At 58.0% G+C, this 13,944-nt stretch carries 19 protein-coding genes; all 19 read left to right on the top strand.

Translation table 11 applies throughout. The features are described from left to right. Positions 1 to 9: 9 nt before the first annotated feature. The 19 genes from WC600_06510 (at position 10) to WC600_06600 (ending at position 13,747) form a co-directional block, all read left to right on the top strand. Positions 10 to 1,416, top strand: a complete 1,407-nt coding sequence (locus tag WC600_06510; protein ID MFA4902381.1) for a sigma-54 dependent transcriptional regulator — start codon at positions 10 to 12, stop codon at positions 1,414 to 1,416. Further along, positions 1,409 to 1,915: a gas vesicle protein GvpH gene (gene gvpH, locus WC600_06515; protein MFA4902382.1), complete on the top strand. Its 507-nt coding sequence runs from the start codon at positions 1,409 to 1,411 to the stop codon at positions 1,913 to 1,915. The genes WC600_06510 and gvpH overlap by 8 nt, the downstream gene beginning before the upstream one ends. 151 nt (positions 1,916 to 2,066) lie before the next feature. Beyond that, complete coding sequence (locus WC600_06520; GenBank protein ID MFA4902383.1) at positions 2,067 to 4,214, top strand: CDC48 family AAA ATPase; 2,148 nt, start codon at positions 2,067 to 2,069, stop codon at positions 4,212 to 4,214. A 174-nt stretch (positions 4,215 to 4,388) separates the two neighbouring features. Beyond that, complete coding sequence (locus WC600_06525) at positions 4,389 to 5,198, top strand: GvpL/GvpF family gas vesicle protein (protein ID MFA4902384.1); 810 nt, start codon at positions 4,389 to 4,391, stop codon at positions 5,196 to 5,198. Then, positions 5,195 to 5,953 (top strand): GvpL/GvpF family gas vesicle protein, encoded by a 759-nt coding sequence (locus tag WC600_06530; GenBank protein ID MFA4902385.1) that lies wholly within the window; start codon positions 5,195 to 5,197, stop codon positions 5,951 to 5,953. Before WC600_06525 ends, WC600_06530 begins: the two co-directional genes overlap by 4 nt. Positions 5,954 to 5,974: 21 nt before the next feature. Then, entirely contained in the window at positions 5,975 to 7,453 is a 1,479-nt protein-coding gene (locus tag WC600_06535; protein MFA4902386.1) for a PAS domain S-box protein, read from the top strand. Between the two features lie 15 nt (positions 7,454 to 7,468). Then, complete coding sequence (locus tag WC600_06540) at positions 7,469 to 7,870, top strand: response regulator (protein MFA4902387.1); 402 nt, start codon at positions 7,469 to 7,471, stop codon at positions 7,868 to 7,870. A gap of 184 nt (positions 7,871 to 8,054) precedes the next feature. Next, positions 8,055 to 8,273 (top strand): gas vesicle structural protein GvpA, encoded by a 219-nt coding sequence (gene gvpA, locus WC600_06545; protein ID MFA4902388.1) that lies wholly within the window; start codon positions 8,055 to 8,057, stop codon positions 8,271 to 8,273. Positions 8,274 to 8,418: 145 nt separating this feature from the next. Continuing rightward, positions 8,419 to 8,682, top strand: a complete 264-nt coding sequence (locus tag WC600_06550; GenBank protein MFA4902389.1) for a hypothetical protein — start codon at positions 8,419 to 8,421, stop codon at positions 8,680 to 8,682. 79 nt (positions 8,683 to 8,761) lie between these two features. Further along, complete coding sequence (gene gvpA / locus WC600_06555) at positions 8,762 to 8,980, top strand: gas vesicle structural protein GvpA (protein ID MFA4902390.1); 219 nt, start codon at positions 8,762 to 8,764, stop codon at positions 8,978 to 8,980. Positions 8,981 to 9,126: 146 nt separating this feature from the next. Continuing rightward, positions 9,127 to 9,678 (top strand): hypothetical protein, encoded by a 552-nt coding sequence (locus WC600_06560; GenBank protein ID MFA4902391.1) that lies wholly within the window; start codon positions 9,127 to 9,129, stop codon positions 9,676 to 9,678. Positions 9,679 to 9,701: 23 nt separating this feature from the next. Continuing rightward, a complete protein-coding gene (locus WC600_06565) occupies positions 9,702 to 10,091 on the top strand; it encodes a hypothetical protein (protein ID MFA4902392.1) in 390 nt (129 codons plus the stop codon). 65 nt (positions 10,092 to 10,156) lie between these two features. Further along, positions 10,157 to 11,158 (top strand): gas vesicle protein GvpN, encoded by a 1,002-nt coding sequence (gene gvpN / locus WC600_06570; protein ID MFA4902393.1) that lies wholly within the window; start codon positions 10,157 to 10,159, stop codon positions 11,156 to 11,158. Between the two features lie 11 nt (positions 11,159 to 11,169). After that, complete coding sequence (locus WC600_06575) at positions 11,170 to 11,460, top strand: hypothetical protein (GenBank protein ID MFA4902394.1); 291 nt, start codon at positions 11,170 to 11,172, stop codon at positions 11,458 to 11,460. Positions 11,461 to 11,491: 31 nt separating this feature from the next. Then, a complete protein-coding gene (locus tag WC600_06580; GenBank protein MFA4902395.1) occupies positions 11,492 to 11,692 on the top strand; it encodes a hypothetical protein in 201 nt (66 codons plus the stop codon). 120 nt (positions 11,693 to 11,812) lie between these two features. Then, the gene (locus WC600_06585) at positions 11,813 to 12,181 is read left to right on the top strand and encodes a hypothetical protein (protein MFA4902396.1); all 369 of its coding nucleotides are present in this window, start codon (positions 11,813 to 11,815) and stop codon (positions 12,179 to 12,181) included. 21 nt (positions 12,182 to 12,202) lie between these two features. Continuing rightward, positions 12,203 to 12,403, top strand: coding sequence for a hypothetical protein (locus WC600_06590; protein MFA4902397.1), 201 nt, complete (start codon positions 12,203 to 12,205; stop codon positions 12,401 to 12,403). A gap of 230 nt (positions 12,404 to 12,633) precedes the next feature. After that, the gene (locus tag WC600_06595) at positions 12,634 to 13,395 is read left to right on the top strand and encodes a GvpL/GvpF family gas vesicle protein (GenBank protein MFA4902398.1); all 762 of its coding nucleotides are present in this window, start codon (positions 12,634 to 12,636) and stop codon (positions 13,393 to 13,395) included. Between the two features lie 25 nt (positions 13,396 to 13,420). After that, on the top strand, positions 13,421 to 13,747 hold the full coding sequence (locus WC600_06600) for a gas vesicle protein GvpG (GenBank protein MFA4902399.1): 327 nt from the start codon (positions 13,421 to 13,423) through the stop codon (positions 13,745 to 13,747). The last annotated feature ends 197 nt before the right edge of the window (positions 13,748 to 13,944 follow it).

A 13,944-nucleotide genomic window follows, 5' to 3' on the forward strand; every position in this document is an offset into this window, starting at 1 on the left:
GAGGAAATCATGGATTCACGCGGCACCCAAGTACTTATCGTCGATGATGATCAAGATATCAGCATGATGCTTGCTGCCCTCATGAAAAAAGATGGCTTGACCCATATGGTGGCCCACGACGGGGAAGCCGCCCTGAAGCTGGTCCCTGCGGTAATGCCCGGCATGATGCTGGTAGATGTCAAGATGCCCGGCATCGACGGTATGGAGGTATTGAAGCGGGTCAAAGAAATCGAGCCCCATCTGCCGGTGGTCCTCATCACCGCCTATGCCGATATCCCCGCCTCGGTGGCGGCCATGCGGGCCGGGGCCTTTGATTACCTGCCCAAACCTTTTGACCACACCGAGGTGATCCGGGTGGTGCGCACCGCCTTGGCGGCCCGTGAGAGTCGGCTCCGGGCCGCCACCGAGGTCATCTCGGCCGATAATTGCCTCCGGGTCATGATGGGCCCCAGCGATGCCGTCAGCCACATCATTCGGGACGTAAACCGGGTGGCCCAATCGAACTTTAGTGTCATTATCCAGGGCGAAACCGGCTCGGGCAAGGAACTGGTGGCGCGGTCCATCTTCCAGTTGAGCCCCCGCAGCAACGCTCCTTTTATCCCGTTAGATTGCGGCGCCATCCCCGAAACCCTCATTGAAAGCGAGCTCTTCGGCTATCAAAAAGGAGCCTTCACCGGAGCCAGCACCCCCAAGGCCGGGAAATTCGAAGCCGCTCATGGCGGCACCCTCTTCCTGGATGAAATTGCCAACCTGCCCTTGGGGGCCCAGGCGAAACTGCTGCGCGTCATCCAGGAAAAGGCAGTCCTGCGCTTGGGGGCCACCCAGCCCGTGAAAATCGATGTACGCCTGCTCACCGCCAGCAACCAGCCGCTCCAGGGTCTGGCGGAATCGGGCCAGATGCGGGAGGACCTCTTCTTTCGATTGAATGAGTTTATCATCACCATTCCTCCTTTAAGGGACCGCAAAGACGACATCCCTTACCTGGCCAAGCGCTTCCTGGATATCACCAATAAAGAACTGCGCAAAAACGTCCAGCGCTTCTCCGAATACAGCCTCGAAGCCCTGTTGTCCTACAACTGGCCGGGAAACGTGCGTCAGCTCAGATCCGTCATCCGCCGGGCCGTGCTCCTGGCCGACGATATCATCACGGAACGGCATCTGGACATCAAGCGGACGCCGGTGCCGGGCTTGGCCTTCACGCCTCGGATTGAAGGCATCCCCTGGCAAGAACTCTCCCTCAAAGAGATCGTCCACCGCAGCGTCGTCACCGTGGAGCGGGAAGTCCTGCTCCAGGTGCTGAAATATACCAAAGGCAACAAGGCCAAAGCGGCACGACTGTTGCAGATAGATTATAAGACGATACATACGAAGATGAAGCTGTTTGGCATTAATCGATCTGGAGGCAGTCATGACTAAGAAGCGCGGCGGTGGTGAAGGCATTGGTTTTGGAGGGGTCTTCAAGGGTCTGGCGGACCTCATCGAAAAGCTGGGCGATCTGGCGGAAAAGGGCGAACATCTCAAAGAAAGCGGAGAAATCCATCATCAGGACGTCAAAGGCGTCTATGGTTTCTCCGTGAAAGTAGGTCTGGGGGATAAAGGGGGTAAAGAGGTCAAGGTCGAGCCCTTCGGCAACGTTCGAAAGGACACCAAGACCGGGGAAACCGTGGTCCAGGAAATCCGGGAACCCGTGGTGGACGTCTTTGAAGAAAAAGACCATACCCTGGTGGTGGCCGAGATGCCCGGCGTCAGCACCAAGGACGTGCGCCTGGAAGTGAAAGACGACCTGCTCACCATTATTGCCGAAAAAAAAGACAAGAAGTATCGCAAGGAGATCCTCCTGCCCCGGAGCTATCCCCAGGAAAAGATGAAAATATCTTGTAACAACGGCATCTTGGAAATCAAGTGCGTCATGTAGTCTTGGCCAAAGGGGTGGCACAGCCAACCCTTTAAAAAGAATGTGGTATCTTTTGTAGGGTCGGACCCATGTGTCCGCCTTATCCAAGGCTTCGCGGAGCAAATTTGCCCGCAAAAAATTGTAAAATAAGCTGGGACATGACAGAGAAATTATGAGCAAATCAGAAGACTCAACCCTCAAACTGAAGGTGACCGAGGCCCTGAGCAAAGATGTGGGCCGCGCCTATGCCCGCATGGGACCGGAAGACCTGGAGAAACTCCAGGTGGCCATAGGTGACATTATCGAGGTCGCGGGCAAGCGCAAAACGGTCTGTAAGGCCATGCCGGCCTATAAAGACCTCCGGGGCCGGTCCCGGGTCCAGTTGGACGGCATTAGCCGGGAAAACGCCGGCGCCGGTATCGATGATTTCGTGCACGTGCGCAAGCTCACCTGCCGCCCGGCCGAACATGTCATCCTTACCCCCATCACCATTACCCCTGCCGACCGGGATCTCCAATATATCGGCAGCCTGTTGGACGGCTTGCCGGTCATGGAGGGCGACCGCATCCGGGCCACTCTGTTCGGCAGCCGTACCGCGGACTTCAAGGTGGAAGCCCTGACTCCCAGAGGACCGGTGCTGATCAATCCCACCACGTCCCTGGTGATCGGCAAGGCCGGCGCCCCGCCAGAGGCTCGCCGGGTCGCCGTTTCCTATGAAGACATCGGCGGCCTCAAGCCCCAGCTTCACCGCATCCGGGAGATGATCGAACTCCCTCTGCGCTACCCCGAGCTGTTTGAGCGCTTAGGGATCGACGCGCCCAAGGGCGTGTTGCTCCACGGCCCTCCCGGCTGTGGTAAAACCCTCATCGCCCGCACCATTGCCCACGAAACTGAGGCCAATTTTTTCACCGTGAGCGGCCCTGAAGTGATCCACAAATTCTATGGCGAATCCGAGGCCCACCTGCGCAAGATCTTTGAAGAGGCGTCCCGGAAAGGCCCCAGCATCATCTTCATGGACGAAATCGACGCCATCGCTCCCCGGCGCGAGCAGGTAGTGGGAGACGTAGAGAAACGGGTGGTGGCCCAACTTCTGGCCTTGATGGACGGGCTTAATAAGCGCCAAAACGTCATTGTCATTGCCGCTACCAATATCCCCAACGCCCTGGACCCGGCGCTCCGGCGGCCGGGGCGCTTCGACCGGGAGATTGCCATCCCCATCCCCGATCGTTTTGGCCGCCAGGCCATCCTGGAGATCCACAGCCGGGGCATGCCTCTGGCCGAAGACGTGGATATGACGCACCTGGCCGAGATCACCCATGGGTTTGTGGGGGCCGATCTGGAAGCCCTATGCCGGGAGGCGGCCATGCTCTGCCTGCGCCGCTTGATGCCGGACATTGATTACGGTCTCGCCACCATCCCCTATGAACAACTGGCGCAATTGGAAGTGCACATGGACGACTTCCTGGCCGCACTCCGGGAAGTGGACGCGTCGGCCATCCGGGAGGTGTTCGTCGAAGTTCCGGATGTGCGCTGGGAGGACGTGGGCGGCCTTAAGGCGGTCAAAGAGCGCCTCAAGGAAGCGGTGGAGTGGCCGCTCAAGTATGCCCATCTCTTTAAAAAAGCGGGCATCAAGCCACCAAAAGGCATCCTCCTGGCTGGAGCGCCGGGCTGCGGCAAGACCCTGATCGCCAAGGCCATCGCCACTGAGTCCCAAGTAAATTTCCTCTCGGTGAAAGGGCCGGCCCTGATGTCCAAGTACGTGGGTGAATCCGAACGGGGCGTGCGGGAAATGTTTAAGACCGCCCGCCAGGCCGCGCCCTGCATCATTTTCCTGGATGAGACCGAGGCCTTGCTTCCGGCCCGGGGCATGGGGAGCTCCGACTCCCATGTGTCTGAACGAGTCCTCAGCCAGTTCCTGGCCGAGTTGGACGGTATAGAGGAATTGAAGGGAGTACTGGTGTTGGGAGCCACCAACCGCCTGGATATGATGGACCCCGCGGTGCTGCGGCCGGGACGCTTCGATGAAATCGTACAGATCCCTCCCGCTGACGAAGCCGACCGCCGGGAGATCTTTGCCGTCCATCTCCGGAACAAACCCCTGGCCAAGGGCATCAGCGCGGCCAAGTTGGCGGCCCGCACCGAGGGCCTGAGCGGTGCCGAAATCGCTGCGGTCTGTGACAAAGCCGCTCTCGCTGCGGTCCGCCGCGCCGTCGCCGCAGAAATCGCCCAGTCTGGCGCAGGCGAAGCCAAAGTGCTCATCACCTTAAGCGACCTGGAGGAACCGCTCCAGGAAATGCTGGGCAAAGATGATACTGCTTGACCTTGTAAGAAAATAAGAGTGAGGCGCAGCCGGGCTTGAAGTATCCTTTCGCCCTTCTCATAAAGCAATATTTTAAAGTCCAGAAATATTCATCACGGTATTTAAAGGAATCCCTTCTCTCTCCCCTCTCCCCCAATGGGGGAGAGGGGTTAGGGTGAGGGGGAAATCAGAATAATGCCCCAAGGACTCTACCTTTTCTGCCTGGCCCGGCTCAACCGGCTGCCATCGATTCTGAAAGCCAAGGGATTGGATGGCCAAAGCCCCCTTGAAGTGGCCGGCTATCAAGATCTCGCCGCGGTCTTAAGTCCAGTGTCTCTGGAGGATTTCTGCGGACCGGACGCAGAAACCCGGTTGCAAGACCTAACCTGGATCGGCCCCCGGGTTATCCGCCATCAGGAAGTGGTGGCCGAAGTGATGCGGCATTCACCGGTCCTCCCGGCCCGATTCGGCACCATCTTTTCCACGCCCCAGAGTTTGAACGAGGTACTTAAGCGGCACCATGACACCGTCGCCGGATTCCTGGACCGTATCACGGACCAGGAGGAGTGGGCGGTTAAAGGGATGCTGGACCAGGCTGGGGCCAAGGCGAAATTGTTCTCCCTCAAGCTGGCCAAAGAGGGGGACCGACTAGCGGCCTTATCGCCAGGATTGCGCTACTTTCAGGAGCAACGTCTTAGGGCTGAGTGCGACCAGGAACTGCAGCTTTGGCTCAAAGACGTCTGCCAGGAACTGTGGGTCAGCCTCCGGGAGTATGCTGCGGATGTCCGGGAACGCCGGTTGCTTTCCCGGGAAGCCAGCGGCAGTGACCAGGATATGGTCTGGAATTGGGCCTTTATGGTGCCTCAAACTGCGGTACCGGCTTTTTTAGCGCGGGTCCGGGACGCGGGCGCCCAATACGCCCACCGCGGCTTGGCCATAGACTGCACCGGCCCCTGGCCGCCCTACAGCTTCACACCGGCCCTGAACTTGGAGCCTGAAACATGAGCTGCCTGTTTTATTGCATCCAGCGCTATCCCGGCCCGGAGATAGCCCCGCCCCTCCTGGGGGTGGGGGGTGGTCCGGTCTATCAGGTGACGCACCGGAGTTTGCGAGCCGCGGTTTCCAGGATTAATCAGGGAGATCTGGCTCCCGACCTCCCCCGAGTCCAGACCTATGAGCAGGTGGTGCTCTCCTGTCACCGGCAGGGCACCGTTATCCCCATGCGCTATGGCTGCGTGGTTGAGGAAGACTCCCAGGTCACCCAGCATTTGGACGAACACGGCCCCCACTATGAGGCTCTCCTTTCGGAACTGGAAGGCTGCGTCGAGATGGGTCTGAGGGTCTTGTTGCCGTCAGGCCCCTGGGCCGCGGTGACCCCGGGCGGTCCAGAGAGCTGCCGGGAGCTTGCCGGCCCGCCCCCCGACCCCTCGGCCATGCCGGAGCGCCTCGGCTTGGCCTACCTCACGGCTCGCAAGGCCCATTATGCCAACCAGGACCGCTGGACCAACGAATATCGGCAGGCCGAAAAGCGTTGTCGGGCCCATTTCGAGGGACTCTTTGTCAAATGTAAAACCGAAGCTCCCTCCACCCGCCTCCCCTTGCTTTCACTCTATTTTCTGGTCCCCGGTTCAGCGGCGGAATCTTTTCGCCAGGCCTTCCGGGATCTAAGCGCCACAGAGCCGGCCAGGCTCTTATTGAGTGGTCCCTGGCCACCGTACAATTTTGTGACCAGTAGCCCTAAGTCTCTTTTAACCCCTTGATTTTAAGAAAGTGGAGTGGTTATGGGTGAGAGTGCCATATCAGAGAACGGTGGCCCAAAATTTGAGCGCTACCGGACCCTCTACGAAATGTTGCTGGAGGCCATTCCCTCCTCGGTGTTGCTCATTGACCAGGATCTGCGCATCGTCTCGGTAAATCGGAATTTTCTGGAGAAAAACCGTCGCTCTCTCCGGGACACCATCGGACACCGCCTGGATCAAGTATTTCCGGCGATTATCATTGACCAGATGGATTTCCCCGGGCGCATCAGCCAGGTCTTTGAGAAGAACTTTTCCATTAAAGGGGAACGGATGACCTACCGGGCCCCAGGAATTCCCCTCCGCATCTATTATTACAGTATCCTCCCTTTTTCCTGGCACGGCGCAGTTGAACTGGCCATGCTCCTCATGGAGGATGTCACCGAGCAGGTGCGCTTGAGCGAAGAGGTCCGCCGGGTGGAGCGCCACCTGGCCTCGGTGGTGGAAAGCGCCCAGGATATCGTCTTATCCACGGACATGGAAGGCCGTATCCTGACCTGGAACACTGCGGCGGAGCGGCTCTCAGGCTTCAGTCTCAACGAGGTGCGGGGACGCGACTTTTTCGATTTTTGCGCCAGCGACGATTACGATGAAATGGGCAACGTCTTTGCCCACCTGCAAGCCGGCAAAAATGCCCAAATGGTGGAACAGGACCTGAAAACCAAGGATGGCGACCAAATCCCGGTCTCCTGGATTTTTTCCGCCATGAAGGATCACCTGGCCAAAACCACGGGCATCGTGGCGGTGGGGCGGGATTTAACCGAACGCCGCAAGTTTGAGGCCCAACTCTCCCAATCGCAGAAACTGGCTGCCCTGGGGGTAATGGCCGGCGGCATCGCCCACGAGATCCGCAACCCGCTGGCCGTGTGCGCCTCCGCGGCCCAGTTCATCAAGGAGCCCGATATTTCCCTGGAGTTTCGGCTGGAATGCGCCGAAAAGATCCATACCGGCATTCAGCGGGCCTCCATGATCATCGAAAACCTGCTGCGTTTTGCGCGCCCTTCAGCCAAGCGCGACTTTAAAGAATTCGACCTGACCACCCTCCTGGGTGAAACTCTGGATCTGATCACCAACCAGGCCCGGATCCAAAAGATTGAGCTGCGGGTGCCGGCGGGCACGGAGCCCATTATGCTCAACGGCATGGCCGGCCTATTGCAACAGGCCTTCATGAACCTGCTGCTCAACGCCATCAAGGCCATGCCCGATGGGGGGGCGCTGGGGGTCGACCTGGGCAAAACCAATAGTGAAGCCTGGATACGTATCAGTGACACCGGTCACGGGATTGCCCCCCGGGACCTGGAAAATATTTTTGACCCTTTTTACACCACCGCACCGGTGGGCCAGGGCTCGGGATTGGGCCTCTCCATCTGCTACTCCATCATCAAGCAGCACGTCGGCAATATTACCGCTGAGAGTGAAGCCGGCAAAGGCACCACCTTCACCGTAAAATTACCCATGTTGTAAGGGGGCAAGGACGCCATGACCGATCCATGCAAACTGATTCTCATCGTTGATGATGAGCCGGATATGTGTTGGGCCCTGGAACATCTGCTCAATAAACAGGGATTTCCCACCTACAAAGGCTTGAGTGCCCAAGAAGGCCTTAATCTGATGGGTCAACAACGGTTCTCCTACGCCTTCCTGGACGCCAAGCTGCCGGATATGGACGGCCTGGAACTGGCCCGGCGTATCAAGGAAATTGCGCCAAACATCTGCATTGTGATGGTGTCCGGGTATTATTACCAGGATGACGATTCCATTCAGTCGGCCATCTCCCGGGGCTTGATCGAGGTTTTCATCAACAAGCCTTTTCTCCAGGAAGAGATCCTGAAGGCATTGAAGAGTTGCGGAAACCAGAAAAACAGGGAGTCTATGCCATAGGTATAGAATTCATTCCATAGAATAGATTCCCCCTCCCCCCCGATCCCACATTCCATTAGGCATAACCTATCAATTTTATTACAAATCAAACGTTTACCGCAGTTGGCACGAACCTTGATATATAAGGCTTTGAAGGCACGCCTTCAGAAACAAAAAAACCCCAATTTTATGAAGGAGGTTCCCCATGGCCAAAGTACAGAAGTCAACAGATTCCTCCAGTTTGGCGGAAGTGGTCGACCGCATCCTGGACAAAGGTATCGTCATCGACGCTTGGGTTAAGGTGGCGTTGGTGGGTATCGAACTGCTGTCCATTGAAGCTCGTGTGGTTATCGCTTCCGTGGAGACCTATCTGAAGTACGCTGAAGCTATCGGCCTGACGGCCAGCGCGGCGGCTCCGGCCTAAGGCCATTTGGGGGGACAGTCCTCTTTCCGGAGGGATCCGACACGATCCCCCCCGGAAAGAGGCCCCTCAACAACCTTTTGGGGCGAGCATTGCAGTGCCGACTAACCCCTCAAGGCCTCAAGGCTAAAGAGATGAGGAGAAACCGATGGGTCGATTAACCGAAGAAATGACCCGGCTGTGTGGTGAAATCGTGGCTTTACGCGGGGCCCGCCAAGGCTTCGTCAAGGACCTGACTCACAACGTAGCCACCATGAAGGCAAACTTTCGCCGAGCCCACAACGAGATGGCCAGAAAGACCAAGGCCGAAAGGCGGGCCGCTATGGCTCACCTGAAGAAATCGGTGGGCGATATGCGTCATGCCTTCGCTGCGGATCTGGACGGCGCCCGACGCGCCTGGGCCGGCAAATAAGCCGACTTACTCTTATCCACATTTAATCAACCATTAACCTCGACTGGCTAACAGTCAATCCGATTAAAGGAGAAATACCATGGCTAAAGTCCAAAAGTCAACCGATTCCTCGAGCCTGGCGGAAGTTGTTGATCGTATTCTGGATAAAGGTATCGTCATCGACGCTTGGGTCAAAGTGGCGTTGGTAGGCATCGAACTGCTGTCCATTGAAGCTCGCGTGGTCATCGCCTCCGTGGAAACCTATTTGAAGTACGCCGAAGCTATCGGCCTCACCGCCAGCGCGGCCGCTCCTGCATAAGGATAATATTCTGGGGAATGGGTCCTCTTGCGCTGAGGGGCCGCAAGGCCCCTCAACGAAAGAGGGTTGCGGTTGCGGACAACCGCCGCAACCAAGACGCTTAAGAAAGTTCCCCGGCAAGGTCCAAGAGAAAGGAGATACTTCATATGGGTCCATTAACTGAAAGCATGACCCGGTTATGCGGTGAGATCGTGGCCCAACGTGGGGCACGCCTGACCTTCGTCCGGGACCTGGGCCAAGATGTGGCCGCCATGAAGACCGAATTCCGCCGGGCCCATACCGACATGGCGCGGCGGACCAAGGCGGAACGTCAGGGCTTTGTCAAGGATCTGGGCCTTGAGGTGACGACCATGCGGGCCGGGTTCCGTCAGGCCCACAAAGCCATGGCTCGTCAGACCAAGGCGGAGCGTCGGGCTGCCGTGAACCGCTTGAAGAAGACAGTGGGCGGCATGCGCCGGGAATTTGCCTTGGATCTGGCTGGCGCGCGTCGGGCCTGGTGTGGCCCTTCCCCCGCCGAACTGCGGGCCAAGGCCGAGGCCGAGCGCCGGGCCAGGGCAGAGTCGGAACAGCGGGCCAGAGAAGCGGCTGAACGTGATCGCCTGTCCGCTTTGGCCATGGCCAAGGAAGAGGCCGTCCGGCATCAAGCTTCCCAGGCACAAAAAGAAGAAGCAGTACGCCCCGGCAAAAAGAAGGGGTAATTCCTTCCAGGTGAGGACCGGCAATGACCCACGTTCAGCAAGCACATACCAAGGAAGCGCAGACGGGCTGCCTCAAAGGAGGCTTCGAGCCAGTGACCTGCTCCTTCTGCGGCGGCAAAGGCAAAGATCCCTTTGGGATCATGTCCTGGCTTTCCGACTGTGTCGTTTGCGGTGGCCGGGGAGTGGTACTGTTGCCGGTGTCTCGCCGGCGCTGTGCCCACTGCCAGGGCACCGGGGCCATCAAGACCTTCACCTGTACGGTATGCCATGGCACCGGCTATGTGCCCGAGTTCCCCGGACCCCAAAAGGTCTGTCCGGAATGCCGCGGCACAGGCGATGATGCCTCTTTCCCAACCCTGGCTTGCCAGACCTGCCGCGGGCGGGGCTCGGTGCCCCGGGAGAGTCATAGATAATAGTCTATCCATCCTGCCCCTGGCTTCCAGGGGCAGTTCCTAAAGCCAGATAGAGGAGCATGCACATGAGTGGTGAACATCGGAAGCGGGCCGCAGTGGCCGTAGTGAAAGTGGAAAGCCGGGACGACCAGGTAGCGCCGGAAGCCAGCCCGGAATTCGTGGAAACGGCTTATGTCCAGGACCTGACCAAACGCGCCCTGGCCTACCTGGGGGTGGGTTATCCGGTCCACTTCGCCGGTCCGGCGGGCACAGGGAAGACCACCCTGGCGTTCCATGTCGCGGCGCAGCGGGGCCGGCCCGTGGTCTTGATCCACGGGGACGATGAGTTCGCCGGTTCCGACCTGGTGGGGCGCCACTCCGGTTATCGCAAACAGAGACTCGTCGACAACTACATTCATTCCGTCCTCAAAACCGAAGAGTCCATGAATGTTACCTGGATGGACAACCGCCTCACCCTGGCCTGCAAAGAGGGCTATACCCTCATTTACGACGAATTTACCCGGTCCCGGCCTGAAGCCAATAACGCCCTGCTCAGCATCCTGGAGGAGAAAATCCTCAATCTTCCCAAGCTATCCCGGGGCGGCGACGGTTACTTGGAGGTGCACCCCGAATTCCGGGCGATCTTCACTTCCAATCCTGAGGAATACGCCGGGGTCCACAAGACCCAAGACGCCCTCATGGATCGCCTCATTACTGTCAGCCTGGGCCATTTCGACCGGGAAACCGAAATCCAAATTGCCATGACTAAATCCGGTCTGGATCGAACCGATGCCGAGAGCGTGGTGGATGTGGTGCGGGAACTCCGGGGAGTTGGGGTCAATAACCATCGGCCCACAGTCCGGGCCTGCATCGCCATTGCCAAGATTTTGGCCCATCAGGGCGCCCGTGCCCAGAAGGGCGATCCGGTCTTCCATTGGGCCTGTCGGGACGTACTCAATTCCGACTCCGCCAAAGTGACCCGGGGCGGTCAATCGGTCATGGGCGAAAAAGTGGAAGAAGTGATTGACACGGTCCTGGAGGCGCGCCAGCCGGCCCCTTTCAGACTGGGCCAGGGTGCCAGTGAATAAGGAGTAAAGTTATGGCTGTTCCTTTAAGAGGAGTACAAGATATCCGCACCATAACAGGGCGGGTGAGAAAGGCTACGCTCCCGCATGAGGCCTATCTGCGCATCAGCCACATCGAAATGGAAAAGGCCAGAAAGACCGTGGAGAGCGAAAAGGCCCGGCAGTTGATGGCGGATATTGCCGCCCGCCTTGAGGAAATCGAGGCGGAAAAAGCCGCTCTGTTGCAGTCTATGGGGGAAAGAAGCGGCTCCCTCCCGCGGACCGGGCCGCCCCGGAGCACCGGCGGCTTTAAAATTAAATATTAAAATAAGCTTTATTTAATTACCGAGGATGCCGATGCATACTATCAGAGATGCCAATCAGGTGCGGACCATGCGTCAGGTGAAAAGTTACCGCTCCTGCCCCACGTCCACGGGCCTGCCCATGTGGGGCCAAGAGCTGGGGCGGATGTATCAGGAAGAAGTGGCCCGGTGTAACCGGGAGTTCCGCCGGCGCTGGTTGGCCGCATCCTGGCGCAACCGTTGCGGCTGTCGCTAAGTATAGAGGTTCATATTGGCTTTTTCCTTTCCCCACGCTTCGGGGGGAGAGGGTTAGGGTGAAGAGGGCTTTTAACCTCATACCCTATTTTTAAAACTTGTACTGAGGAGACCGGTTATCATGGAATTCGCCCTGAAGGTCCTCAACCGATACGCCCCGGTTTCCGGCCAGAGCTCTCGCCGCAAGCACTTCGTGGATGAAGTGACGTGCGCCTACTGCGGCGGCCGTGGGGCCGATCCCAAGTACAGCAGCGCTTCCGGTTGCCCGGTGTGTAACGGCGCCGGTCGCGTTCAGGTGACCCCACCGGTGGTTACCTGCCGGCTCTGCGCCGGGTCCGGCCGGGTGAGCGGTGATTTGATCTGCCTCACTTGCCGGGGGGTTGGGATGGTGCCGGTGCGGTTAGAGGCCGACACTTGTCCCCGCTGTGGCGGCTGCGGCGAAGAGGGGATTTTTTATTGTAACGCCTGTAAAGGGCAAGGGATCGTCTGATTTCAGACACGGAGAACTATTATGCGAATCAACTGTCTATCTTGCGGCCATAAAGTGGAACTTGACGACGCCTATGATGACTTTGAGGGCCCGGTCAAGTGCCTGTGCGGCGCCATGCTGACCATCCGGACGGAAGAGGGGATGCTCAAAGGTATCAAAATGGCTGAATCCTTGCCCCGCCCGGCAACTAAGTCCAAACGTCTGGAAGGTGCTACCGCGTAAATCCGTTTCATAACGGCCGGTATCGCTTAAGGGAAAGTCCCCTTTTCGTAAAAGGGAGATCTAGAGGAATTTGGGTAGGGGCAGGCTTTAGCCTGCGTGGCATGGGTGAGACCCCTTGGCACGATGACTGAATTTGTGCGGGCGCACTAATAATAAAAATTTTAGTAACCACATTACCTGGAGACCGGAGGAGATTTTCCCGGAGTCCTTGAAGAAGGTGAGAGACGAATATGGCCGCGAAACCAGAAGCCACAAAAGGCAAGTATTTATACGCCATAGTCCCCGACGCAGGTTCGCGGACTTATGGCTTTGCCGGTATTGAAGGGGCCCCCGTATACACCATCCCCAACGGGCGGATGGCCGCAGTGGTGAGTGACGTGCCCAACCAAAGGATTCGCCCGGAACGTCGCCATCTGGCTGCCCAGCAGTCCGTTCTCAAGGGCCTCCTGTCTCAGACCGGCGCCATGCTCCCCATGGCTTTCGGCATCATTGCCGACGGTCCCAAAGCCATCCAGAAGATTATGGCGCGCAACCATGAGGCCTTTCTGAAGCAACTGCAACGGGTGACCGGGATGGTGGAAATGGGGCTGCGGGTCTCCTGGGACGTCCCCAATATTTTTGAGTATTTCATCAATACTCATGAGGATCTGCAGGCCGCCCGGGACCGCTTTATGGGGCCTTACCGGAATCCCTCTCAGGAAGACAAGATCGAGCTGGGACGTCTGTTTGAGCGCCACCTCAACGAAGACCGGGAAGCCTATACCGAGCAGCTAGAAGATATCCTGACCACGTATGCTCAGGAGGTCAAGCGGAACAAATGTCGCGGTGAAAATGAGGTCATGAACCTAGCCTGCCTGGTGCCGCGCACCGGCCAGGAGCGGTTCGAAGAGGGCGTCTTTGAAGCAGCCAAGCTGTTCGACAACAACTTTACCTTCGACTACAACGGACCCTGGGCGCCCCATAATTTTGTGGAACTGAATCTCGAGCTTTAATCCAGGGCCCCTTAAAGGAGAGGCGATGTTTTTCGTTGACGATCTGCTGATGTCTCCCATTAAAGGCGTTCTCTGGGTCTTTAAGGAGATCCACGACGCGGCCCAACAAGAATTGGCCGGCGAGAGTGAGGCCATCACTGCGGCCTTGAGCGAGCTCTACATGAAGCTGGATACCGGGCAGATTACTGAAGAACAATTTGACGCCCAGGAAAAGCAGCTCCTGGACCGCCTGGATCGCCTGCAAGCTGAAGCCGAGGCCGAGTCGGAGCCTGAGAAGAAGCCGGCGAAACCCCGCGCCAAGGCCAAAGGGACCCGGAAAAAGCCTGGGGCGAAACCAGCCATGCTCGTCTGAGGTCCCTAAAGACTGGCAGTTAACAGCAATTTAAGCCATGCCATTGCCAAAAGCACCCTCCTGGCCATCCCCTCTCCCCTTTCCGGCCATTGAGGGGAGAGGGGCAGGGGTGGAGCGGATAAGAAAAGCTTTTGGCAATAAGCCTAAAGGAACGATCGCGCAAAGCACGCCTGAGCGGGGTATGAGGGCATCAGCGA

The sequence above is a fragment of the Desulfobaccales bacterium genome, from assembly GCA_041648175.1.
Classification (GTDB): domain Bacteria; phylum Desulfobacterota; class Desulfobaccia; order Desulfobaccales; family 0-14-0-80-60-11; genus 0-14-0-80-60-11.